Genomic DNA, 22,761 nt, shown 5'->3' on the forward strand with positions numbered 1-22,761 from the left:
TCCGCCGTTTCAGGGGCACGGCATTCATAGAACCCATTTCCGAACCGCCTAACCTCACGTCCGCCGGTACCGGCCGAACAGGAAGCCCTCCTCCTCCAGCAGGGACGCCAGCGCGAACCGCTTCGGGACCGCCACCGAGGGCCCGCCGGCGATGCGCTGGGCGTCGCCCGCGGTGAGCATCGGGGAGATCGTCAGACAGAGCTCGTCGAGCACCTCGGCCGCCACCAGCTGGCCGAGCAGCCGCGGCCCGCCCTCGGTCAGCAGGCGGGTGTGCCCGAGTTCCGCGAGGGCCTGAACGGCCCGGACGGGGTCCACACCGACGCCGTCACCGGCGATCACCACCCGGGCGCCCGCCTTCTCCGCGTCCGCGACCCGGTCGGGGGCCGCGGCGGCACCGGTCAGGATCAGGGTGGGCACGGACGGTGAGGTGAACAGGGGCAGGTCGTAGTCCAGGTCCAGGCTCGCGCTGACCACCGCGATGGCCGGCGCGGGACCCTGTCCTGCCGCCTCGCGCGCCTCGGCGAACTCCGCGCGTACGCGTGCCGGACGGTACCCCTCCAGGCGTACCGTTTCGGCGCCGACGAGCACCACGTCCGCCAGCGCCCGCAGCGTGCCGAAGATGCGCATGTCGGTCGCGGTGGAGATGGGCTGCGAACGGCCGTCGTGCTGGGCCGCCCCGTCCAGCGTGGACACCATGTTGGCCCGCAGCCAGGGCTGCCGGCCGCCGGGGCCGGGCTCGGGATAGGCGTACGCGACGGCGAGCTCGGCGAGGCTCCACTCCCCGTCGACCGGTTCCCCGCCGCCCTCGCCCCCGGCCGGACCGCCGGAGGCCCTCGCTGCTGTCTCATCGGTCACAGGGAACAGGCGTCGCATGTCATGGAGTGTGGCACGGCGATTAGCATGGTGACCCGTGTCGTCCTCCACCGCCGCCTCCGGGCGGAGCCCGATAGCCGAAGCGAGTCCGCAGTCCCTGTGCACCCGTGAGCCGCACGTCCCGGCGGACCGGCTGGTCGCCGAGATGGTGCCGCCGCCCCGCTTCGACTCGGTCCGCTTCAGCACCTACCTCCCCGACCCGAACCAGCCCAGCCAGACAGAGGCGGTCCGCGTCCTGGAGGGCTTCGCGGCCGGACTGGGCGGTGCGCACGCCAGCGGCGCCGGAAAGGCCAAGCGCGGCTTCCTCGGGTTCGGCAGGCCCAAGGCCCCCAAGACCCCGGCAGGGCCGCGCGGTGTCTACCTCGACGGCGGCTACGGCGTCGGCAAGACCCATCTGCTCGCCTCCCTCTGGCACGCCACACCGGCCGAGCCCTCCCTCAAGGCCTTCGGCACCTTCGTGGAACTGACCAACCTCGTCGGCGCCCTCGGCTTCCAGCAGACGGTGCAGACCCTGTCCGGTCACCGTCTGCTCTGCATCGACGAGTTCGAGCTCGACGACCCGGGCGACACCGTCCTCGTCTCCACCCTGCTCGGCAAGCTGGTCGACGCGGGCGTCGCGCTCGCCGCCACCTCCAACACCCTGCCCGGCAAGCTCGGCGAGGGCCGCTTCGCGTCCGCCGACTTCCTGCGCGAGATCCAGGGTCTGTCGGCCCACTTCCGCGCCCTGCGCATCGACGGCGAGGACTACCGCCACCGCGGCCTGCCCGAGGCGCCGGCGCCGTACTCCGACGAACAGGTGACGAAGGCGGCGTACGCCACCGAGGGCGCTTCGCTCGACGACTTCCCGCATCTGCTGGAGCACCTCGCCCGCGTCCACCCCAGCCGGTACGGCGCGCTGACCGACGGCCTGAAGGCGGTGTGTCTCACCGACGTGCAGCCGATTCCCGACCAGTCGACGGCCCTGCGGCTCGTCGTGCTCGCGGACCGGCTCTACGACCGTGAAGTCCCGGTGCTGGCCTCCGGACTGCCGTTCGACCAGCTGTTCAGCGAGGACATGCTCAAGGGCGGCTACCGCAAGAAGTACTTCCGCGCGATCTCGCGACTCACCGCGCTGGCGCGCGACGCCAAGGTCCTGGTAACCCAGTAACTCCCCCCGGTCAAGGGGGAGTTCAAGCCAAGCCACCCTCACCTTTCAGGCTCTCTTCAGCTCGAAACGTTAAGTTAACCCTGCAAACAACGTTGCCGGGTTAACGTGTTTCTTGACCAACGGTTGACCAAGTGTTGGCACGTGCATGAGGTGTGGACCGACTGAAGGGGGGCGCATGTTTCGAGGTACGACGGCCCGGACCCCGATTTCGATCCTCGCCGCCGTCCTGCTCGCCCTTCAGTTCTTCGCACCTGGCGCTGCCTTCGCACACGCATACACAGCGAGTCAGGCAGAGGCCAAGGCCCAGCCCGGAATCAAGCTCTCCGGGAAGGCGCTGCGCGACGACACCCTCACGTCACGCCACTGCGTCCCGTCGGGTGACGGGGACCCGACCGGTCCACTGCGCACCCGTGAGCATCGGCGCTTCGCCGACTCCGGGCCTCAGGCGCCCGACCGACCGTTGCTCAACCGGGACTCCGCGTCCGCGCACCAGCCGGCCGAAGCCGGCGCCGCGCACCGGCGCACGTCGAGATCCTCGACGTCCCACACTCCGGCGGGGCTTCAGATCTTCCGCTGCTGAGCAGCGGAGCAGTCCCCCCACCCCTGTCATGTAAACCCCGACGCGCCATGGCGGCGCGCCAGGAGGAGTCACCACACATGCAGCCCCTCATCGACAACGCCCGTACGTTCGGACAGCGCCCTGAGGAGTTCGCCAAGCTGGCTGAAGGGCAGTCCCCGCAGGTCCTGTTCATCACCTGCTCCGACTCACGGGTCGTACCGGCCCTGATCACGGGCGCCCGCCCCGGCGAGCTCTTCGAGCTGCGCACCGCGGGCAACATCGTCCCGCCGTACGCCTCCGAGCACCCCACCAGCGAGGCGGCCACCATCGAGTACGCCGTGGAGGTCCTCGGCGTCAGCGACATCGTGGTCTGCGGCCACTCCCACTGCGGAGCCGTCGGCGCGCTGGTGCGCGGCGACGACCTGGACGCCGTACCGGCCGTGCGCGACTGGCTCTCGCACGCCACCCCGCGCCCGGCCGGCGTCGCCGAGGACCCGGAGGTCGCCGAGGGCGTCCAGGCCCATGTCCTGACGCAGCTGCTGCGGCTGCGCTCGTACCCGTTCATCGAGCGGAAACTGAAGGAGCGTCAACTGACCCTGCACGCCTGGTACTACGAGGTGCACAAGGGCGCCGTGCGCGCCCACCGCGCCGAGACCGACACGTTCGAGGCTCTGTGATCGGCATGATGACCAAGTTCCCCCACCTGCGGCAGGACTTCGCCGCCTCGTTGGTCGTCTTCCTGGTCGCGCTGCCGCTGTGCGTCGGCGTGGCCGTCGCCTCCGGAGTGCCGGCCGAGCTGGGGCTCGTCACCGGCATAGTCGGCGGCATCGTCACCGGCCTGATGCGCGGCAGCAGCCTTCAGGTCTCCGGGCCCGCCGCCGGTCTGACGGTGCTGGTGTTCGAGGCGGTGCGGGAGTTCGGACTGCCGGTCCTCGGTGTGCTGGTGCTGGCCACCGGCCTGCTCCAGCTCCTCATGGGCGCCCTGAAGCTGGGGCGCTGGTTCCGGGCCATCTCGGTCTCCGTCGTCGAAGGCATGCTGGCCGGAATCGGCCTGGTGCTGATCGCCGGACAGCTCTATTCGGTCGCGGACGCCAAGGCGCCCGCCTCCGGCCTGGGGAAGATAGCCGGGCTGCCCGGCGCGCTCGTCCAGGCCGCCGGGAACACCGAGGCGCTGGCCTCGATCGGACTGGGCGCGGGCACCATCGCCGTCCTGGTGCTGTGGAGGCGGCTGCCGCGCCAGGTGCGCACCCTCCCCGCTCCGCTCGCCGCGGTCGGTCTGGCGACGCTGGTCACCACGGTGTTCTCGCTGCCGGTCGCCACCGTCGAGGTCAAGGGCCTGCTGGGTGCCATCCAGCCGCCGTCCCTGAGCGCCTTCGGCGAGCTCGCCGATGTCGGCGTGCTGGCCACGATCGTCGCGTTCACGCTCATCGCGTCGGCCGAGTCGCTGTTCAGCGCGGCGGCCGTGGACCGGCTGCACGACGGGCCCCGCACCGAGTACGACAAGGAGCTGATGGCGCAGGGCGCCGGCAACACCGTGTGCGGTGTGCTCGGCGCGCTGCCGATGACCGCGGTCATCGTGCGCAGTTCCGCCAATGTCCAGGCGGGTGCGAGGACCAAGGCATCCCGTGTCCTGCACGGCGTGTGGCTGCTGCTGTTCGCGGCGCTGCTGCCCGCCGCGCTGGCGCTGATCCCGATCCCCGCGCTGGCCGGCATCCTGGTCCACGCCGGCTGGAAGCTGATCCCCTTCCGCGGGATCGTCGCCCTGTGGCGGGGCCACCGGGGCGAGGCGCTGATCCTCGTCGTCACCGCCGTGTCGATCGTCGCGGTGAACATGTTCGAGGGCGTGCTGATCGGTCTGGCCCTTTCGGTCGCCAAGACCGCCTGGGAGGCCTCGCACGTGAAGCTGGAGGTCATCGACAAGGGCGCCGGACCGGTCCAGGCGTACCTGTCGGGCAACGCCACCTTCCTCAGGTTGCCGAAGATCCTCGACAGCCTGGAGGCCCTGCCCCAGGACCGTCCGGTCGAGCTCGACCTGTCCGGACTGCACCACCTCGACCACGCCTGCCGTACGGCCCTGGAGAACTGGGCCCAACGCCACAGCGCGGCCGGCACGGAGCCGGTGCGGGTCACGGCGCCCTGACCGGCGTGTGCCCCCTGTAGAGGCATGACCGCTGGTCCGGGGCCGTATATGGCCCCGGACCAGACTCCGGGCATATCGTTGCAGGAGCATACGGAACGGACCTCTCGGCGAGGAGGTCGTCATGGTCGAGGAAGTGCTGGGCATCGTCGCGGGAGTGGCTGCCGCGGGAGCCGTGTACGTGGCGGCCGCGGCGCGGGTCGTCAAACAGTACGAGCGCGGGGTGGTACTGCGGCTCGGACGGCTGGCGGGAGAGGTGCGGGCACCCGGATTCACGCTGATCGTTCCGATCGTGGACCGGCTGCACAAGGTCAACATGCAGATCGTCACGATGCCCGTACCGGCCCAGGAGGGCATCACCCGCGACAACGTGACCGTGCGCGTGGACGCGGTCGTGTACTTCAAGGTGATCGAGCCCGCGAGCGCGCTGATCAAGGTCGAGGACTACAAGTACGCGGTCTCGCAGATGGCACAGACGTCCCTGCGCTCGATCATCGGCAAGAGCGATCTGGACGACCTGCTCTCCAACCGCGAGAAGCTCAACCAGGGCCTGGAACTGATGATCGACAGCCCGGCCATCGGCTGGGGCGTCCAGGTCGACCGCGTGGAGATCAAGGACGTGTCCCTGCCGGAGTCGATGAAGCGCTCCATGGCCCGGCAGGCCGAGGCGGACCGTGAGCGGCGGGCCCGGATCATCAATGCCGACGCCGAACTCCAGGCTTCCAGGAAGCTGGCCGAGGCCGCCCATCAGATGGAGGACACCCCCTCCGCGCTCCAGCTGCGGCTCCTGCAGACGGTGATGGCGGTGGCCGCGGAGAAGAACTCCACGCTGGTCCTGCCCATCCCGGTGGAGCTGCTGCGCTTCCTGGAGAGGGGCGGCGAGGAGCACGAAGAGAAGCCGACCCCGCGGCGCTATGCCGCTCACCCCGTGGAGAGTTCCGCCGACGAGGGCGACCAGCGGGCCGTCGAGACCCCGGCCGAGCGGGAGATCGAGCCTCCGCCCGAACGGGAGGTCGAGCGGACGATCGACGACATCATCGACGACGCCTCGCAGAAGTGACACGTGCTACGCGCGTGGTTCCCGAGGCTCGCACCAGGTGATAGACACGGCGGGGTCAAAGTTCCTGTCCGCCAGCAGGAAGGCTGCCCCATGTCCGAAAACACCTCAGCCGGTGGTACGACCCGCCGTCAGCTCCTCGCCCGTTCAGGCGCGTTGGGCGTCTCGATCGCCTTCGCCGGAAACCTCACCGAACTCTTCGACGGCACGGCCGCCGCGCAGAACCTGGGCCACTCGGGCTACGGCCCGCTGGTCCCCGACCCCAAGGGTCTGCTCGATCTGCCGAAAGGTTTCCGCTATCGGGTCCTCTCCCGCGAGGGCGACCGGCTGCGCTCCGGCGAAGGTCTCGTCCCCTCGAACCACGACGGCATGACGGCCCTGCCCGGCCGACACGGCCGTGTCCACCTGGTCCGCAACCACGAGAACCGCGCCGACGGCAGGGTTCCCGTCCCGACGGTCGAGGGCCTCACGTACGACCCGGCCGGCAAGGGCGGCTGTACGGCCCTCACCCTCGACCGGCACGGCAACGTCCTGTCCGAGCGCGTCGCCATCGCCGGTACGGCGGTCAACTGCGCGGGCGGGCCGACCCCTTGGGGCACCTGGCTGACCTGCGAGGAGACCGAGGACAAGGCCGGCACCAACGGCTACACCAAGGACCACGGCTTCATCTTCGAGGTCGACCCGGCGAACCCGCACCGCTCCGGCGCGGTCCCGCTGACCGCGATGGGCCGCTTCCAGCACGAGGCGATCGCGGTGGACCCGCGCAGCGGCGTCGTCTACGAGACCGAGGACGCCTTCCTCAAGCCCTTCGGGCTCTTCTACCGCTTCCTGCCCCACCAGCCGCACGGCGGTCCGGGCACCCTGCGCGCGGGAGGCCGCCTCCAGGCGATGCGCGTGCCGGGCGTACCCGACCTCTCGTCGATCCAGGAGCCGGGCACGAGCTTCGAGAAGATCGAGTGGGTGGACGTACCGGACCCGCTCGCGGCCCAGACCCCCGTCCGCCTCCAGGACTTCGGCCCGAAGGGCATCACCCACGCGCAGAAGCTGGAGGGCTGCTACTGGGGCGGCCGCAGCGTCTACTTCGTCTCCTCCTTCGCCCACAGCGCGGAGGGCTCGGCGGCGGACCACTACGGCCAGATCTGGCGCTACGACCCCTCCGCGCGCCGTCTCACCCTGGTGATCGTCTTCGGCCCCGACACGGACGTACAGCTGCCCGGCGAGTCCCCCGACAACATCTGCCTCGCCCCCGGCGGCGGCCTCATGGTCTGCGAGGACGGCAACGGCGCCCAGCACGTCTTCGGCGTGACCCGGCACGGCGAGGTGTACGCGATGGCGCGCAACGCCCAGAACCTGGGGACGCCCGAGGAGCCGGAGTGGGGCGAGTTCGCCGGGGTCACCTTCTCGCCCGACGGCGGGACGATGTACGTCAACTGCTACACACCGGGCACGACGTTCGCGGTGACGGGCCCCTGGCGCGGATAGCGGCCTCGGGGCGACCTCGGGGCGTCCTCTAACCTGTGCGGCATGAACGCACCGGGGGATCTCGTCGACGGCCGTTTCCAGCTGGTGGAGCGGCTCGGCAGCGGAGGAATGGGCACCGTGTGGCGCGCTCGCGACACGGTGCTCGACCGCGAGGTCGCCCTGAAGGCGGTGCGGTCCGACGCGGACACGGTCGGCGTGATGGGCGAGCGGGTGATGCGGGAGGCGCGGGCGCTGGCCCGGCTGAGCCATCCGCATGTGGTGACGATCCATCAGATCGTGGCCGCCGAACCGCATCCGTGGATCGTGATGGAGCTGGTGCCGGGCATCTCGCTGCAACGGCGGCTGGACGACGGCCCGTTGACCCCGGTCGGTGCGGCCCGGCTCGGCCGGCAGGTGCTCGCCGCGCTGCGGGCCGCGCACGCCGCGGGCATCCAGCACCGGGACGTCAAGCCCGCCAACATCCTGCTGCGCCCCGACGGCGACGCCGTCCTCACCGACTTCGGCATCGCCGCCCTCCAGGGCACGACGGGACTCACGGTCACGGGCGAGTTCGTCGGGTCACCCGAGTACATGGCCCCGGAGCGGATCCGGGGCCACGACGACGGCCCGGCCGCCGACCTCTGGTCGCTGGGCGTGGTCCTCTACGTCTGCGTGGAGGGCGTCAGCCCCCTGCGCCGGCCGACGACCCTCGCCACGCTGGCCGCCGTACTCGACGACCGGCTCCCCGCGCCGACCCGCTCGGGCCCGCTGACCCCGGTGCTCGAAGCCCTGCTGGTCCGGGATCCGGCGGCGCGCCCCGACGCCGCCCGGCTGGACGCGATGCTGGCGCAGGTGGAGTCGGGAGCGACCCCGCACTGGGCGGCCGCCCAGCCGACGGTGACCGCCGTGGCACCGCACCCCACGCCCACGCCCACCCGGCTGGAGACGCGCCCCACGGTCCCCCAGGTGAGGGGCCCCCGACGCCGCACGCCCCTCGTCCTGGCCACGGCGGCGGTCCTGGTGCTCGCCACGGCGTCGGCACTGTTCTTCGCCCTGCGCCCCGGCGACACGAATGGCGGCGACAAGGCCCGCGCCGCCACGACGCCCCCGCCCACCTCCACCTCCGCGCCCACCTCCACCTCCGCGCCCACCCCGACACCCACGCCCACCCCGGCGAAGCAGCCGCCGACCCAGGCCGGCCGCTGGATCGCCCAGCTCCACTCCGAACCCGTCGCCGCGGGCACCGCCAACCGGGACAGCAGACTCGCCACCATCCGCCGGTCCATCCCGGGCGCCAAGGTCCTCCGCAGCGACGACTTCGCCTCCCTGCGCGGCGGCTTCTGGGTCTTCTACGCCCCCGGCCCCTTCGCCGACGGCCGTGCCGCGCTGAAGTTCTGCGCCAAGCGCGGCCGGACGACGGTGAACACCTGCATGGGCCGCTATCTGAGCAAGGACCCGACCGAGTTCGACCTGCAGTGCCGCCCGCCGGCCACCGCGCCGACGGGTTCCTGCACCCGCAGAGGCTGAGAGGACTCCGCCGGCGAGAAGGCGGCGCCCCGCCGGGCGGGTGACGGAGGTCCGGCACACCCGTCGGCGTACCGAAATGACCATTTGATCCTCATATCTTCATGCGGTGATCACACTTGTACGCCGCATCACCGCCGTCTGCGCCCTGGGCGCTGCGCTCAGCGCGCTCGCCGCGTGTTCGGCGCCCGAGGGGACGACCCGCGCTCCGCTCCCGGCGCCAAGCGCCACCGCCGCCACGTCGCCCTCGGCCCGGCCTCCGACGCTCGCGCCCGGCCCCGCGGGCACGACCCCCGTCTTCGAGCACGGACCCCGGACCGGGGAGAAGACCGTCGCGCTCACCTTCGACGCCGACATGACCGCCGACCAGGGGCCGCGGGCGGTGCGGGGCGAGCGGTTCGACAACCCGGGACTGATCGCGGCATTGCGGGAGCTGAAGGTGCCGGCGACCGTGTTCATGACGGGGCGGTGGGCCGAGGAGTATCCGGAGCAGGCCCGGTCGATCGGGCGGGACGGGCTCTTCGAGGTCGCCAACCACTCGTACAGCCACTACGCCTTCACCGACGACTGCTACGGCCTGCGGACCATCGGCGAGGAGCGGATGCGGGCGGACGTGGAGCGGGCGTACGCCGCGTTCCGGAAGGTGGGGGTACGTGATGCGATGCCGTACTTCCGGTTTCCGGGCGGGTGCTTCGACCGGCAGGTGCTGCGGGCGCTGACCCCGCTGGGCGTCACCGCCGTGCAGTGGGACGTGGTGAGCGGGGACGCCTTCGCCACGGACGCCGACGCGGTCGCCGAAGAGGTGCTGGGCGGGGTGCGGCCCGGGTCCGTGGTCGTGCTGCACTGCACGCGCAGTGCCGCTCCGACGACCGAGCGGGTCGTCCGCAGCGTGGTGCCGAAGCTGCGCGCGGAGGGCTTCCGGCTGGTGAAGGTGTCCGAACTGATCGGGGCCGCGAGCGGTCGGCGATGAGCGTCCTACGCTGGAGGCATGAGCGAGGACTACTGCACGATCGTCGAATCGGTGCGGCCGCCGAAGGCTGACGGGCCGCCGTACGCGATGGGGGTCCCCCCGCTCGAGCGCAGCCGAGAGTGGGGGAGCGTGTTGTGCCGGAAGCCGACCGAGTACCCGGAGTCCTACAAGGGGATCACTCTCTGCCCGGTGTGCGAGTGGCAGGAGGCGGAGCGGACCGCCTGTTCAGGGTGATCTGCGGGAGGTGAGCACACAGGCCACCGCGGTCGCCACCGCCGTGAGCAGAGCCGCTGCCGCCAGGGGCAGTACGGGCAGGGGGACCGTGCCCGAGCGGGAGCCGGTGACCAGGCCGCTGACCGCCGCCTGCGCCGGGGAGCCGGTCACCACCACGGCCAGCAGCGCCGCGAGCAGCATCGTCGGGACCGCGCGTCCGGTCGAGCGCAGCACCGGCCAGGTCGTGAGGGCACCGACGGCCGTACCCAGCAGGGCGCAGGCCAGTGTGGCGAGCAGCCCGGCCGAGCCCGCCGGAATCCGGGGCACCCGCGTCTGGTGGTCCGCGCTCGCCGGGGCGGTGATCAGCGTCACGAGAACGGTCGCGATCATGCCCAGGGCCGCCGAGGTGGCCAGCGCCACCAGCAGCGCGGCGAGGTGCGCCCGCCCGGGGCCGACCGCCGCGGAGACACAACTGCGGGCGGCGGAAGGCTCGTTGGTGACGCAGATCCGCACCAGCCAGGCGGCGACGGGCAGCAGCGCCGCGGCCGCGTAGCCGAGCGAGTCGAGGATCGGCTGGCCGCTCTGCACGCCGATCCCGAGGAACGCGGCGTACAGGATGAACGGCGGCAGCCAGCGCTGCGATCGGGCGAGCAGGGCGGCCTGGTATCTGAGCAGGGCGGTCATCGGCGGCTCTCGTGGTCGGGGTTCGGCTCCTGGCTCACGCTCACCACGTGCCAGGGCGGCCGGGCGGTCAGCAGGGCCCGCAGCAGGATGTCCGAGTGGGAGGCGGGCACGGTGAGGCGGTGGGTGCCCGGCGTGGGTTCCTCGGCCGCGACGACCGCGCGGGCCGCGTCGCCGGGCAGCCGTCCGTCCCGCACCCCCTGGGCGACGACGATCACACGAGGGCCGGCGGGCCCCGCAGGCGATTGTCCGGTACGGGGGTCGAGGCCGGCGTTCCGCAGGGTGTACGTCGCGTCGGGCACCCCCGCGAGGCGGCGCGGGTCGTGGTCCACGAAGACCACGGCGGTGCCGTCGGCGGTGCGTTCGGCGACGGCCCGCTCCAGTTCGTCGCGGGCGTCCGCGTCGAGGCCGGTCCACGCCTCGTCCAGGACGAGCAGCTCCGGTTCGGCGAGCAGGGCCTGGACGACGGCGACCTTCTGGCTGCTGCCCTTCGACAGCTGGGCCATGGGGGTGCGGGCGTAGCTTGCGGCCCCGAAGCGGTCGAGCCACTCCAGGGCGGCGCGCGCCGCCGCGGGCCGGGACAGACCGTGCACCGCGCCGAGGTGGGTGAGGTAGCCGAGGGCGGTGAAGGGGAGGGCGGTGGGGAAGCGTTCGGGGACGTACGCCGTGCGAGGGCGGCCGGTGACCCTGCCCTCCGAGGGGGCGTCTATGCGGGCCAGGAGGCGCAGGAGGGTGGACTTGCCGGTGCCGTTGGGGCCCTCTATGCGGATGAGTGTGCCGGGCTGCACGGTGAGGTGGATGCCGCGTAAGACCCATGGGCCGCGTAGGCCGTAGCGGCGGCCCACGTTGTCCAGACGAAGATCGCGTTGCATACGGGTCATCTTGTCGTATGGCGGCTTCGGGCCGGTGGGGCCGGTCGCGCTCCCGCGGCGGAGCCCCAGAATCGACCCGGCCCCGTGCCCCTTAAGGTTGGCAGACGTGAGCCATGATTCGACGTCTGCCGGCGACAGTCCCTTCCGGTCCGAGCCCGGCGCCCGCGACGAGGCACCGCAGTTCGTGCTGCCCTTGGTCGTCCGCATCGAGCGGGACGCCCCTCCCGCCCGCACCGACGCGCTGGAGACCTCCGCCCGTGCCGTGCTGACGATCCTCGGTGATGAGCGGTCGCTCGGCGAGGGCGAGTGGGCTCAGACCATGAGCGACTGGCAGGACGCGCGCATCCGCAAGGTCGTGCGGCGGGCCCGTGGGGCCGAGTGGCGGCGGGCCGAAGGGCTGCCCGGGATCACCGTCACCGGGAAGTCGGCCGAGGTGCGGGTCTTCCCGCCCGTGCCGCTGGACGGCTGGCCCAAGGAGCTGGCCAAGCTCCAGGTGTCCGGCACCGACCTCGACGATCCGGAACCGCCCGTGGACGCCGACCCGTCGGCCCCCGTCCTCTGGCTGAACCCCGAACTCGACATGTCGGCCGGCAAGGCGATGGCCCAGACCGGGCACGCGGCGCAGCTCGCCTGGTGGGAGCTGTCGGACGAGGAGCGGGCGGCCTGGCGTGACGCGGGGTTTCCGCTGGCGGTGCGGACCGCGGAGCCGGGGCGCTGGGGTGAGTTGACGAGCGCCGGGCTGCCGTTGGTGCGGGACGCCGGGTTCACCGAGATCGCACCCGGCTCGTGCACCGTCGTCGCCGACCATCCGGCGCTGCGGCGGACACCCGGCGTTTGAACATCCCGGGTCTCCCGCCCGTACGAGCCTGTGGCGGGGGCGCGGGTCCCAACCTCAAATGTTGCTCTGAAGGTGTCTCCCGAGGGGTTCGGGCGGTGCCCGCGGGGCCATACCCCCGTCACGTCCGAGGAGACGGACAGCGGGCACGGAAGAGGCCGAGGAGGGGACGATGGAGCGACTGGGCACAGGGATCGGGTGGCGTCCGGAGATCGCGGACGCTGTGGAGCGCATGCCGGGCATCGACTGGGTCGAGACCGTCGCCGAGAACGTCTGCCCCGGACACCTTCCGGAGTCTTTGGTACGGCTGCGCGAGCGCGGCGTCACCGTGATCCCGCACGGCGTCTCGCTGGGCCTGGGCGGTGCGGAGCGGCCCGACGCCGGGCGGCTGGCCGCCCTCGCCGAGCGCGTGGAGGCGCTGGGGGCGCCGCTGGTCACCGAGCACATCGCGTTCGTCCGGGCGGGCGGGCCGCTGACGGCGTCCCCGCTCCTTGAGGCGGGCCACCTCCTGCCGGTCCCGCGTACCCGGGACTCCCTGGACGTGCTGTGCGAGAACGTCCGTATCGCCCAGGACGCGCTGCCCGTGCCGCTCGCCGTGGAGAACATCGCCGCGCTCATCTCCTGGCCGGGCGAGGAGATGACCGAGGGGCAGTTCCTGTACGAACTCGCCGACCGGACGGGCGTACGGCTGCTCATCGACGTGGCCAACCTGCACACCAACCACGTCAACCGGGGCGAGGACCCGGCCAAGGCGCTCGCCGAACTGCCGCTGGAGGCCATCGCGTACGTCCATGTCGCGGGCGGCTTCGAACGCGACGGCGTCTGGCACGACAGCCACGCACACCCCGTCCCCCGGCCGGTCCTCGACATCCTGACGGACCTCGCCTCCCGGGTGTCCCCGCCTGGCGTCCTGCTGGAGCGGGATGAGAACTTCCCCGAACCGGCCGAGCTGGAGCGGGAGTTGGGCGCGATCCGGGAGGCGTTGGAGAAGGGGGGCGCCGAGCGGGGGGCTGCCGCCGCCTCGCGGGAAGCGGTGCCGGAGCAGGGCACGCCTCGGGTCGGAGAGCTCGTCGACCCCGCCCGTCAGCGTCTCGCCCTCGCGCAGGCCGCGCTGCTCTCCGCTCTCGTCGCCGGGACGCCGGTGCCGGAGGGGTTCGACCGGGTGCGGCTCGGTGTGCAGGCACGGGCGCTCGCCGGGAAGCGGGCGGACGTCGTCGCGAAGGTCGCGCCCGAGTTGCCGGTGATCCTCGGGGACGGGTACCGGCGGTCCTTCCTCGCGTACACCCACGGGCACCCGATGACCGGGGGCTACCGGCGCGACGCGCTGGACTTCGCCGGGTATCTGCTGGCCGACGACCGCTGTGCGGACGCCCAGACGCGCGAGGAGTTGCGGGAGTGGTGGCTGGAGCGGTCGGGGCCGAAGCCGCGGTCCCGGCGGCCCGGGGTGCGGCTGGCACACGCCACGCGCCGGGTCCTGCTGCGACGGTGAGCGGCACCGGCTACGCCGGCTGCCGCTGCCGCGGTGGACGCGAACTCCCGCCGTGAGTGTGCCGGGGTTAACACCCCGGTCCGCCATGCGGCCCATGCGCCCGTTTCACCCGCGTTTGCCGTCTTGAGCCACCCATCACGGCTCCCCATTCGCCCGTAACCACCCCGGTTGGAACCATTCGCTCCTGTACGGCGGTTGGCGTAGACGCCGAAGTAATATGCCAACCCCATCCCCGAAGCGCACTAACGTGCGGTGCCGCAACAGGAGGCACCATGCGATCCCGACCCTCGATCAACGGCCGAGGCATCTTCAGCGGCACCGGACTCATCATCACGGGCCTGACGGCGACGCTGCTGGCGATGATCTTCCCGATCTGGTCGTACGCCGACCGGTCCGGGACCGGTCTGGATGTGCTCAACGCCGAGAGCGTCTCGACCGGATACGGGCCGCTGTCCGCCCTCGACCGTGACTTCATCACCAAGGTCCGGCTGGCGGGGCTGTGGGAGCTGCCCGCCGGGCAGCAGGCCCGGCAGAAGGGGACCACTCCGGCCGTACGGACCGCTGGGGAGCACCTCATCGAGGGGCACACGTTCCTGGACGAGCGGGTGCGTGACGTCGCCGCCAAGCTCAGTCTCACGCTGCCCAACGAGCCCACCGAACAGCAGCAGGAGTGGCTGGCGACCCTGGACGGGGCCCAGGGAGTCGAGTACGACCGGGAGTTCGCGAACATTCTGCGGCTGGCGCACGGCAAGGTGTTCTCCGTCGTGGCACAGGTCCGGGCCGGCACCCGCAACTCCCTCGTGCGCAAGCTCGCCGACGACGCCAACACCACCGTGCTGGACCACATCACGGTGCTGGAGGCCACCGGTTACGTCGACTACGACGCGCTGGTCCAGGACATGGTCGCCGACAGCACGCCGCCGCTCACCCCGTCCCCCGCCCCGCCGGGTCCGACCACCGACCCCGCTCCGGCCGTCCCCGTGACCCCGCCGCCGTCGACGACCTACACGCTGCCGCCGGCCGCCACGAGCCCGCGCCCGGACGACACCGAGGGCTCCTGACGCCCGGACTTTCCGATCCGGAACGTCACATCCCGGCAACTCTCGGTCCGGATTGTGAACAAGGCATGGCGTTTCACGGAGCCTTTGGCATAGAAACGCGGCATGTTCTGGGTCCTTCTCCTGCTGCTGGCCTGGGCCGTCGCCGGCACGGCGTGCACGCGGCTGTGCCTGGCCGCCGTACACACCGCGGCCATGGACACGAACGAGGCGACCACGGCCCCGGATCACGATCTGACGCTGTACGAGGCCGCGTTCCTGTCCGGCGGCCCCCGACGGGTCGCCGATCTGACGCTCGTGTCCATGGCACGCCAGCAGCGGCTGCTGCTCGCGCACACGGGCTGGGCGACGGTCGTCGATCCGCGCGGTCGGGACGAGATGGAGCGCTCGGTGATAGGGGCCATCGGGCCGGAGGGCCAGTCCCGGATCGAGCCGGTGCGTGATGCCGCGGCCGCCGCCGACGCCGTCGGCAGCCTCGCCGACCGTCTGGTCAGCGCGGGCCTCGCCGTGCCCGCCGGGGCGCGGAACGGAACGGGGGCCGCGATCCGTCAGGTGCGGCTCGCGGCGGCCGTCGTGGTGGTGCTCGGCGCGATCGCCCTGCTGGCGCCCGCCCCGTCGGAGATGCCGGCGCATCTGGTCGCGCTGTGGTTCGCGCTCCCCCTCGTGCTCACCCTGAGCTGCCTGGCCATCGCCCGCATCGAGATCCACCCGTACGCGCAGTGGGCCTCCCCGGCCGGGCAGCGGCTGCTGAGCGGCCTGGTCCGGCACTCCGGGGGCGGGGACGACCGTACGTATCTCACCTGTGTCGCCGTACGGGGTGTCCGCGCGATCGGCGAGCCGGATCTGCGCGCCGCCTTCGCGCACCGCGAGCAGCACCACGGTGACGCATAGGGGGCAATGCGGCGACACCGGCAGGGTGGTGCTTGCCTTCATCAACGGACGAACGAAATATCCCTTTTGTTGCTGGCGTGCATCGAAGGGATACCGATGAGAGCTGCCGCCCTCTATACGGCCGCCGGAGCCATGCTCCTGTCCACCCTCTCCCTGGCCCCGGCCGGCACCGCCGGTGCCGCCCCGGGGGCGGGCGAACGGCACGGCACGACGGTGGCCGTCGCGCGTGCCGCAGCGGCCGGCATCGACTTCGGCCGCTGCCCCAAGGACCAAGGACTGCCGGGCCATGTCCGGTGCGGCACGGTGTCCGTGCCGCTCGACTACGCCCGTCCCGACGGCAAGCAGATCCGGCTGCTGGTCAGCCGGGTGCCGGCCACCCACAGGGACCCGCACAACAGCAAGCGCCGGGTGCCGGGGCAGGGCGCCCTGGTCTACAACCCGGGCGGACCGGGCGCCTCCGGGCTGCAGTTCCCGTTGATCGGCGCCATCCCGGCGTGGAAGCGGCTGGCGGCGGCGTACGACCTCGTCGGCTACGCCCCGCGCGGAGTGGGGCCTTCCGCACCGATCTCCTGCCAGGACCCCAAGCAGTACTTCAACGGGCCCACGATGGCGCCGTTGCACCCCTCGGAGGCGTACAAGAAGAAGCGCATCGCCCACGCGAAGGCGTACGCCCGCGGCTGCGCCAAGCGCACCGGGAGCGCGCTGCGGCACTACAACTCCCTCAACAACGCACGTGACCTGGACGTCCTGCGCGCCGCGCTGGGCCAGTCGAAGCTGACGTTCATGGGCGCTTCGTACGGCACCTACTTCGGCGCGGTGTACGCGCACCTCTTCCCCCAGCATGTGCGGCGGATGGTGTTCGACTCCGCGGTGAACCCGGACCCCAAGCAGATCTGGTACCACAACAACCTCGCCCAGTCGGCCGCGTTCGAGGGACGCTGGACGGACTTCCGGGAGTGGATCGCCGAGCACGACGACGTGTACGGGCTCGGCATCAGCGCCGACGAGGTGCTCAGCAACTACGAGAAGGCGCGGGCGCGCCTGGCCGCGAAGCCGGCCGGCGGGAAGATCGGCCCGGGGCAGTTGCAGGAGGCGTTCCTGCAGGCCGGTTACTACGACGACCACTGGCCCTCGCGGGCGCAGGCGCTGGCGGCGTATCTGAAGGGCGACTCGAAGCCGCTGGTCGAGCTGGCCGCGCCGGTGACGGCGGCGGCGGCCGGGGAGGAGAACACCAACGCGGTCTACACGGCCGTGGAGTGCAACGACGCGCCCTGGCCCACGGACTGGGCGGTCTGGGACCGGGACAACACCAGGCTCGCGCGCGTGGCGCCGTTCGAGACCTGGGACAACGCGTGGATGAACCTGCCGTGCGCCTACTGGAAGGCACCCCGGCAGAAGCCGGTCGATGTGCGGACCGGGCCGGGTGAGCTGCCGCCGACGCTGATCCTGGCCGCCGAGCGGGATGCCGCGACACCCTACGAGGGGGCACTGGAGATGCATCAGCGTCTCGCGGGCTCGGTCCTGGTGACCGAGCGGGACGCCGGGACGCACGGCATCGCGTACGGCCCGAACACCTGCGTGAACGGCCATGTCGACGCGTATCTGCTGGAAGGGCGCCTGCCGCAGCGGCGGGCGTCGTGCGAGGGTCACCCCGAGCCGAAGCCGGTGCGGGCGGGCGAGCGCAAGGCGAAGAAGCCCGCCGCTCAGAAGAGGGAGCAGCTCGAAGCAGTGACTCGTCCGTAGCCGGCCACGCTCACGCGACGGACCAGCGGTACGGCAAAGCCCCGCGCCCCATCGAGGGACGCGGGGCTTTCCCGTGCCTGGATCTAGGCGAGCCCGGCGACCAGCTCGGCCACGGACTTGCGGCGGCCGGTGTAGAACGGCACCTCCTCGCGGACGTGCATCCGGGCCTCGGAGGCACGCAGGTGACGCATGAGGTCGACGATGCGGTAGAGCTCGTCGGCCTCGAAGGCGAGCATCCACTCGTAGTCGCCCAGCGAGAACGAGGCGACCGTGTTGGCGCGGACGTCCGGGTAGCCGCGGGCCATCTTGCCGTGGTCGGCGAGCATGCGGCGGCGGTCCTCGTCGGGCAGCAGGTACCAGTCGTAGGAGCGCACGAAGGGGTAGACGCTGACGTAGTCGCGCGGCGTCTCGTCGGCGAGGAACGCCGGGATGTGCGAGCGGTTGAACTCGGCGGGGCGGTGCAGCGCCATGTTCGACCAGACCGGTGTGAGCGCGCGGCCCAGCTTGGTGCGGCGGAAGAGGTTGTACGCCTCCTGCAGCTGGTCGCTGGTCTCGGCGTGCCACCAGATCATGACGTCGGCGTCGGCGCGCAGCCCGGACACGTCGTAGGTGCCGCGGATCGTCACGTCCTTGGCGGCGAGCTGGTCGAACAGCTCCTGGACCTCGTCGGCGTAGCCCGCGCGGTCCTCGGGGAGCACGTCCTTCAGCTTGAAGACGGACCAGAGGGTGTAGCGGATGACCTCGTTGAGGTCCTTGGCCAGCTTGCCCTTGTTGGGGATCCTGCCGGGCTCGGTGGTGGAGGCGTCGTCACTCATGTCCCTTATTCTCCCGCTCCGCCGTGCAGACTCTGCACCGGGTTGGCGGTGAGCTCCTCCACACCGCGCAGATCACCGTCCAGCCGATCGACGGCGGCGTACGCGCTCGCGATGCACGCCGGGATGCCCACACCGTCGTACTGCGCGCCGCACACCGCGAGGCCCGGCACCCCGGCGACGTGCTCGCGGACGCGGGCCACGCGCGCGTGGTGGCCGACCGGGTACTGGGGCAGGCCGTCGGTCCAGCGGGTCACCCGGGTCTGCAGGGGGGCGGCATCGAGCCCGGTGGCCTCCTTGAGGTCCCGCCGGGAGACCTCGACCAGGTGGTCGTCGTCCCGTCCCAGGATCTCCGTCTCGCCGTACCGTCCGACGGAGGTGCGCAGGACCAGGGTGTCCGGGTCCTCGTCGGCGATCCAGCCCCATTTCTGGGAGGCGAACGTCGAGGCCTTGATGGTGCGCCCGTCGACCGGCGGCACGAGGAAGCCGCTGCCCGCCGGGAGGCCGGTGTCGGCTCGGCGGTAGGCGAGGGTGATCAGGGCCATCGAGGCGTACTCGATGCCGTCCAGCTCGGCGGCGGCCTCGGGGACCTCGGCGCGCAGCAGGGCGGCGGCGGCCGGGGCGGGTACGGCGACGACGACCGCGTCGGCGCGCAGCACCCGGTCACCGGCGACGACGCGCCAGCCACCGGAGGTCTCGCGGCGCAGCTCCGTCACCGGCGCCCCGGTCACGATCTCGGCGCCCCGCGCGCGCACCGACTCCGCGACGGCGAGCGGGAGTCGGCCCACGCCGCCCTCGATGCCCATGAACACCGGCCCGGTCTGCTGGTCGGCCGCGGCCTTGGCCTGGATCTCGCGAACGGCCTCGGAGATCGAGTCATGGGTCTTCGCGGCCTGATAGAGCTGCGGGACCGCCGAGCGCATCGAGATGCGGTAGGCGTCGCCCGCGTAGACGCCGCCCAGCAGGGGCTCGACCAGACGGTCGACGACCTCGCGGCCGAGGCGTGCCGCCACGTACTCGCCGACCGCCACGTCGTCGCCGACCTCGGTGCGGGGCAGGTCGGCGTCGCGCTCGATGCGGGCCAGGCCCTCGTCGGACAGGACGCCGGACAGAGCGGCGGCAGTGCCGGGCACACCCATGACGTGACCCTTGGGCATGGGGCGCAGGGCACCGCGGGTCCAGATCGACGCGGACGCGGTGGCGGGCGGCTGGAGGCGCTCGTCGAGGCCCACCGCACGGGCGAGGGCGACCGCCTCGGGGCGGCGGGCCAGCATCGACTCGGCGCCGAGGTCCACGCGCACGCCCGCGATCTCGCCGGGCAGCAGCTTGCCGCCGACCCTCTGAGAGGCCTCCAGGACGGTCACCTGCCGGCCGGCGCCCAGCAGGCGATGGGCCGCGGCGAGCCCCGCGATACCGCCCCCGATGACGACGACCTGGCCCGTTTCCGTACGAGTCTCCACTTCGCGCATGTCCACAGCCTCTCAGACCCCACTGACAACCCTCCGCGCCCCGGTGTCCTTCACGAGTCCCGACCGTGACCGCATCGGGACCGTTTCCCGCCAACGTTCCGCGCGACCCCGGCGTCGAAGAAGCGTCAGTCGTCACGACGACCCTCGGGGGTACGCCCACATGCGCACACGACGTTCCGCACGACCCGCTCAGGCCCTGGTGGGCCTCATGCTGGCCGCCGCGCTCGCAGTCACCGGATGCAGCGGCGCGAACGACTCGGGCGGCGACAGCAGCTCCGCCGCCAAGGGCGAGGCCGCCCAGGCGGACTCCCGAGCAGGCACCCAGGAGGGCGCCCCCGGCAGCGACTCCGGTGCCGGCAAGACCGCCGCGCCCGCCAAGATCCCCGCGACCCACATCATCCGCACCGCCTCGCTGACCGTGCAGGTCAAGGACGTACCGAGGGCCCTCGACGAGGCCCGCACCAGCACCGAGAACGCGGGCGGGTACGTCGGGAACGAGACCACGACCCGCGACGAGCAGGGCCACGAGCACACCCGGGTCGTCCTGCGTGTGCCCGTCGACCGGTACGCCGAGGTCCTCGCGGAGCTGGAGGGCGCGGGCAGGCTGATCGAGCGCAGCGCCAAGGCGCAGGACGTCACCGACCAGGTCGTGGACGTGGAGAGCCGGATCAAGACGCAGCGCGCCAGCGTGGCCCGGATCCGTGAGCTGATGGACCAGGCGACCAGGCTCAGCGATGTGGTCACGCTGGAGGGCGAGTTGAGCAGCCGGCAGGCGGACCTGGAGGCGCTGCTGGCCCAGCAGGCGTCCCTGAAGGACCGCACCAGCCTGGCCACCATCACCCTCGCCCTGTCCGGGACACCGGTGAAGAAGGCCCCGAAGGACGACGACGACCCCGGCTTCGTGGACGCCCTCGCGGGTGGCTGGAACGCGTTCGTGACGATGCTGCGCTGGCTCGCCGTGGCGTTCGGCGCCGTGCTGCCCTTCGCCGCGGTGGCCGCGCTGATCGTGCTGCTGTGGCTGAAGGTCCTGCGCCCCCGGCTGCCGCGCCGCCCGGCGGCCGCGCCCGCGGCCGGTGCGCTCGGTCCGCTGCCTACCGCCCGCACCGCGCCGCGGCCCTCGCGCGCGGGGGACGAGCAGGGCGGCGAGCAGGACTGAAATGCCCGGCCCCCGTAGCGTGTTCACATGAACATGAGCGCTGCGAGCGGTGTGTCGGGTGAGCGGGAACGGCTGGTCGTGATCGGCGGCGACGCCGCGGGTATGTCCGCGGCGTCGCAGGCACGGCGCCTGAAGAGCGCCGAGGAGCTGGAGATCGTGGCCTTCGAGCGGGGCCACTTCACCTCGTTCTCGGCGTGCGGCATCCCGTACTGGGTGGGCGGTGACGTCCACGACCGCGACCAGCTGATCGCCCGTACGGCCGAGGAGCACCGGGCGCGGGACATCGACCTGCGCATGCGGACGGAGGTCACGGAGATCGACGTGGCGGGCGGCCGGGTACGCGCGCGTGACGTCGATTCCGGCGCCGAGTCCTGGACGTCGTACGACAAGCTCGTGATCGCGACCGGGGCCCGCCCGATCCGCCCCGACATGCCGGGCGCCGACGCCTCCGGTGTCCACGGGGTGCAGACCCTCGACGACGGCCAGGCCCTCATCGACACGCTGACACGCACGCGTGGCCGCCGCGCGGTGGTCATCGGCGCCGGCTACATCGGCGTCGAGATGGCCGAGGCCCTCATCAACCGCGGCTACGAGGTGACCGTCGTCAACCGCGGCAGCGAGCCCATGTCGACGCTCGACCCCGACATGGGGCGGCTGGTGCACGAGGCCATGGAGGGCCTGGGCATCACCATGGTCGACGACGCCGAGGTCACCAAGATCCTCACGGGCGAGGACGGCCGGGTCCGCGCGGTGGCCACGGAGGACGCGGAGTACCCGGCGGACGTGGCGATCCTGGGTATCGGAGTCCGCCCCGAGACCGCGCTCGCGCGAGCCGCCGGTCTCCCCCTCGGCGACCACGGCGGGCTGCTGACCGACCTCGCCATGCGCGTGCGCGGCCACGAGAACATCTGGGCCGGCGGCGACTGCGTCGAGGTCCTCGACCTGATCTCCGGCCGGGAACGGCACGTCCCCCTCGGCACCCACGCCAACAAACACGGCCAGGTCATCGGCACGAACGCGGCCGGCGGCTACGCCACGTTCCCCGGCGTGGTCGGCACCGCCGTCAGCAAGGTCTGCGACCTGGAGATCGCCCGCACGGGCCTGCGCGAGAAGGACGCGCGCAGGGCGGGCCTGCGGTACGTGACGGTCACGATCGAGTCCACGAGCCGCGCGGGCTACTACCCGAACTCCTCCTCCATGACGGTCAAGATGCTCGCGGAACACCGCACCGGACGGCTGCTGGGCGTGCAGATCGTCGGCAGGGAGGGCGCGGGAAAGAGGGTGGACATCGCTGCGGTGGCGTTGACGGCCGGCATGACGGTGGAACAGATGACGTCCCTGGACCTGGGATACGCGCCTCCGTTCTCACCGGTGTGGGACCCCGTACTGGTGGCGGCCCGCAAGGCGTCGAAGGCGGTCAACGCCACGGCGGCTAAGCAGATCCGTTGATCCTCTCGATGGCCTGCCGAGCCTGCTCCGCCGGCGGCCGGGAAGGCAACGAGGACACGGACGCACTCACACTCGGCGGCATCGTCGCGGCCGCGGCGGCGGGCTGCTCCCCCGCCGGCTTGGCATGCGCGGCCCCCCGCGCGGAGCGCAACCGATGGCTCACCGCCTCGTCGAGCGTCACGGGCCGCTGCATCTGCGCGGCCAGCCGTCCCGCATCCTGACCCAGCCGCGCGACGTCCTCCCACGGCAGCCGCAGCACCACGGCGACCTCGGCCTCACCATCGGGCAACGCGTGAATCGGAGGAGTAACTCGGTCGTTCATCGCCTGTTCCTCACGTAGTCCCCGCGACCCGCCTTCCCCGTGC

22 protein-coding genes are annotated in these 22,761 nt (G+C 72.2%); 16 read left to right on the forward strand and 6 right to left on the reverse strand.

Annotation, left to right across the window (positions count from 1 at the left end; translation table 11 throughout):
* Positions 1-54: 54 nt before the first annotated feature.
* The gene (locus tag ACFQ6S_RS15195; RefSeq protein WP_383408467.1) at positions 55-873 is read right to left on the reverse strand and encodes a pyrimidine reductase family protein; all 819 of its coding nucleotides are present in this window, start codon (positions 871-873) and stop codon (positions 55-57) included.
* A gap of 37 nt (positions 874-910) precedes the next feature.
* Between ACFQ6S_RS15195 and zapE the strand changes: the two genes are divergently transcribed.
* The 9 genes from zapE to ACFQ6S_RS15240 all read left to right on the forward strand — a co-directional run bounded on the left by zapE (position 911) and on the right by ACFQ6S_RS15240 (position 9,962).
* Entirely contained in the window at positions 911-2,020 is a 1,110-nt protein-coding gene (gene zapE / locus ACFQ6S_RS15200) for a cell division protein ZapE (RefSeq protein WP_383408470.1), read from the forward strand.
* 175 nt (positions 2,021-2,195) lie between these two features.
* The gene (locus ACFQ6S_RS15205) at positions 2,196-2,600 is read left to right on the forward strand and encodes a hypothetical protein (RefSeq protein WP_383408473.1); all 405 of its coding nucleotides are present in this window, start codon (positions 2,196-2,198) and stop codon (positions 2,598-2,600) included.
* A 77-nt stretch (positions 2,601-2,677) separates the two neighbouring features.
* Complete coding sequence (locus ACFQ6S_RS15210) at positions 2,678-3,256, forward strand: carbonic anhydrase (RefSeq protein ID WP_383408476.1); 579 nt, start codon at positions 2,678-2,680, stop codon at positions 3,254-3,256.
* A 5-nt stretch (positions 3,257-3,261) separates the two neighbouring features.
* Positions 3,262-4,719, forward strand: a complete 1,458-nt coding sequence (locus ACFQ6S_RS15215; protein ID WP_383408479.1) for a SulP family inorganic anion transporter — start codon at positions 3,262-3,264, stop codon at positions 4,717-4,719.
* Between the two features lie 121 nt (positions 4,720-4,840).
* Positions 4,841-5,776 (forward strand): slipin family protein, encoded by a 936-nt coding sequence (locus ACFQ6S_RS15220; protein ID WP_383408482.1) that lies wholly within the window; start codon positions 4,841-4,843, stop codon positions 5,774-5,776.
* A gap of 90 nt (positions 5,777-5,866) precedes the next feature.
* Positions 5,867-7,255 carry a PhoX family protein gene (locus ACFQ6S_RS15225; protein ID WP_383408485.1) on the forward strand — a complete coding sequence of 463 codons (1,389 nt, stop codon included), beginning with the start codon at positions 5,867-5,869 and terminating at the stop codon, positions 7,253-7,255.
* A 42-nt stretch (positions 7,256-7,297) separates the two neighbouring features.
* Entirely contained in the window at positions 7,298-8,761 is a 1,464-nt protein-coding gene (locus ACFQ6S_RS15230; RefSeq protein WP_383408488.1) for a serine/threonine-protein kinase, read from the forward strand.
* Between the two features lie 106 nt (positions 8,762-8,867).
* Entirely contained in the window at positions 8,868-9,728 is an 861-nt protein-coding gene (locus ACFQ6S_RS15235) for a polysaccharide deacetylase family protein (RefSeq protein ID WP_383408491.1), read from the forward strand.
* A gap of 18 nt (positions 9,729-9,746) precedes the next feature.
* Entirely contained in the window at positions 9,747-9,962 is a 216-nt protein-coding gene (locus ACFQ6S_RS15240; protein WP_383408494.1) for a hypothetical protein, read from the forward strand.
* Here the strand turns inward: ACFQ6S_RS15240 and ACFQ6S_RS15245 are convergent.
* Both ACFQ6S_RS15245 and ACFQ6S_RS15250 read right to left on the reverse strand, forming a co-directional pair.
* Positions 9,954-10,625, reverse strand: coding sequence for an ABC transporter (locus ACFQ6S_RS15245; RefSeq protein WP_383408497.1), 672 nt, complete (start codon positions 10,623-10,625; stop codon positions 9,954-9,956). The two genes, ACFQ6S_RS15240 and ACFQ6S_RS15245, sit on opposite strands and share 9 nt — an antisense overlap.
* Positions 10,622-11,494 carry an ATP-binding cassette domain-containing protein gene (locus tag ACFQ6S_RS15250; RefSeq protein ID WP_383408500.1) on the reverse strand — a complete coding sequence of 291 codons (873 nt, stop codon included), beginning with the start codon at positions 11,492-11,494 and terminating at the stop codon, positions 10,622-10,624. The genes ACFQ6S_RS15245 and ACFQ6S_RS15250 overlap by 4 nt, the downstream gene beginning before the upstream one ends.
* 106 nt (positions 11,495-11,600) lie before the next feature.
* Between ACFQ6S_RS15250 and ACFQ6S_RS15255 the strand changes: the two genes are divergently transcribed.
* The 5 genes from ACFQ6S_RS15255 (at position 11,601) to ACFQ6S_RS15275 (ending at position 17,510) form a co-directional block, all read left to right on the forward strand.
* The gene (locus ACFQ6S_RS15255) at positions 11,601-12,332 is read left to right on the forward strand and encodes an aminoacyl-tRNA hydrolase (RefSeq protein ID WP_383408502.1); all 732 of its coding nucleotides are present in this window, start codon (positions 11,601-11,603) and stop codon (positions 12,330-12,332) included.
* Positions 12,333-12,501: 169 nt separating this feature from the next.
* Positions 12,502-13,818, forward strand: coding sequence for a DUF692 domain-containing protein (locus ACFQ6S_RS15260; protein WP_383408505.1), 1,317 nt, complete (start codon positions 12,502-12,504; stop codon positions 13,816-13,818).
* 272 nt (positions 13,819-14,090) lie between these two features.
* Positions 14,091-14,879, forward strand: coding sequence for a DUF4142 domain-containing protein (locus ACFQ6S_RS15265; RefSeq protein ID WP_383408508.1), 789 nt, complete (start codon positions 14,091-14,093; stop codon positions 14,877-14,879).
* A 102-nt stretch (positions 14,880-14,981) separates the two neighbouring features.
* On the forward strand, positions 14,982-15,767 hold the full coding sequence (locus ACFQ6S_RS15270) for a TIGR04222 domain-containing membrane protein (RefSeq protein WP_383408511.1): 786 nt from the start codon (positions 14,982-14,984) through the stop codon (positions 15,765-15,767).
* A 96-nt stretch (positions 15,768-15,863) separates the two neighbouring features.
* A complete protein-coding gene (locus ACFQ6S_RS15275; protein ID WP_383408514.1) occupies positions 15,864-17,510 on the forward strand; it encodes an alpha/beta hydrolase in 1,647 nt (548 codons plus the stop codon).
* A gap of 83 nt (positions 17,511-17,593) precedes the next feature.
* Here the strand turns inward: ACFQ6S_RS15275 and hemQ are convergent, their stop codons facing one another.
* Complete coding sequence (hemQ, locus tag ACFQ6S_RS15280; protein WP_383408517.1) at positions 17,594-18,325, reverse strand: hydrogen peroxide-dependent heme synthase; 732 nt, start codon at positions 18,323-18,325, stop codon at positions 17,594-17,596.
* Positions 18,326-18,330: 5 nt separating this feature from the next.
* The gene (hemG, locus tag ACFQ6S_RS15285) at positions 18,331-19,791 is read right to left on the reverse strand and encodes a protoporphyrinogen oxidase (RefSeq protein ID WP_383408520.1); all 1,461 of its coding nucleotides are present in this window, start codon (positions 19,789-19,791) and stop codon (positions 18,331-18,333) included.
* A 160-nt stretch (positions 19,792-19,951) separates the two neighbouring features.
* On the opposite strand from hemG, the gene ACFQ6S_RS15290 reads away from it, so the two are divergent.
* Positions 19,952-20,947 carry a DUF4349 domain-containing protein gene (locus ACFQ6S_RS15290; RefSeq protein ID WP_383408523.1) on the forward strand — a complete coding sequence of 332 codons (996 nt, stop codon included), beginning with the start codon at positions 19,952-19,954 and terminating at the stop codon, positions 20,945-20,947.
* A gap of 27 nt (positions 20,948-20,974) precedes the next feature.
* Positions 20,975-22,396 carry an FAD-dependent oxidoreductase gene (locus ACFQ6S_RS15295; protein WP_383408526.1) on the forward strand — a complete coding sequence of 474 codons (1,422 nt, stop codon included), beginning with the start codon at positions 20,975-20,977 and terminating at the stop codon, positions 22,394-22,396.
* Here the strand turns inward: ACFQ6S_RS15295 and ACFQ6S_RS15300 are convergent.
* Positions 22,380-22,718, reverse strand: coding sequence for a hypothetical protein (locus tag ACFQ6S_RS15300; protein ID WP_383408529.1), 339 nt, complete (start codon positions 22,716-22,718; stop codon positions 22,380-22,382). The two genes, ACFQ6S_RS15295 and ACFQ6S_RS15300, sit on opposite strands and share 17 nt — an antisense overlap.
* Between the last annotated feature and the right edge of the window lie 43 nt (positions 22,719-22,761).

Source organism: Streptomyces sp. NPDC056479, from assembly GCF_042795335.1.
Taxonomy (GTDB): Bacteria; Actinomycetota; Actinomycetes; order Streptomycetales; family Streptomycetaceae; genus Streptomyces.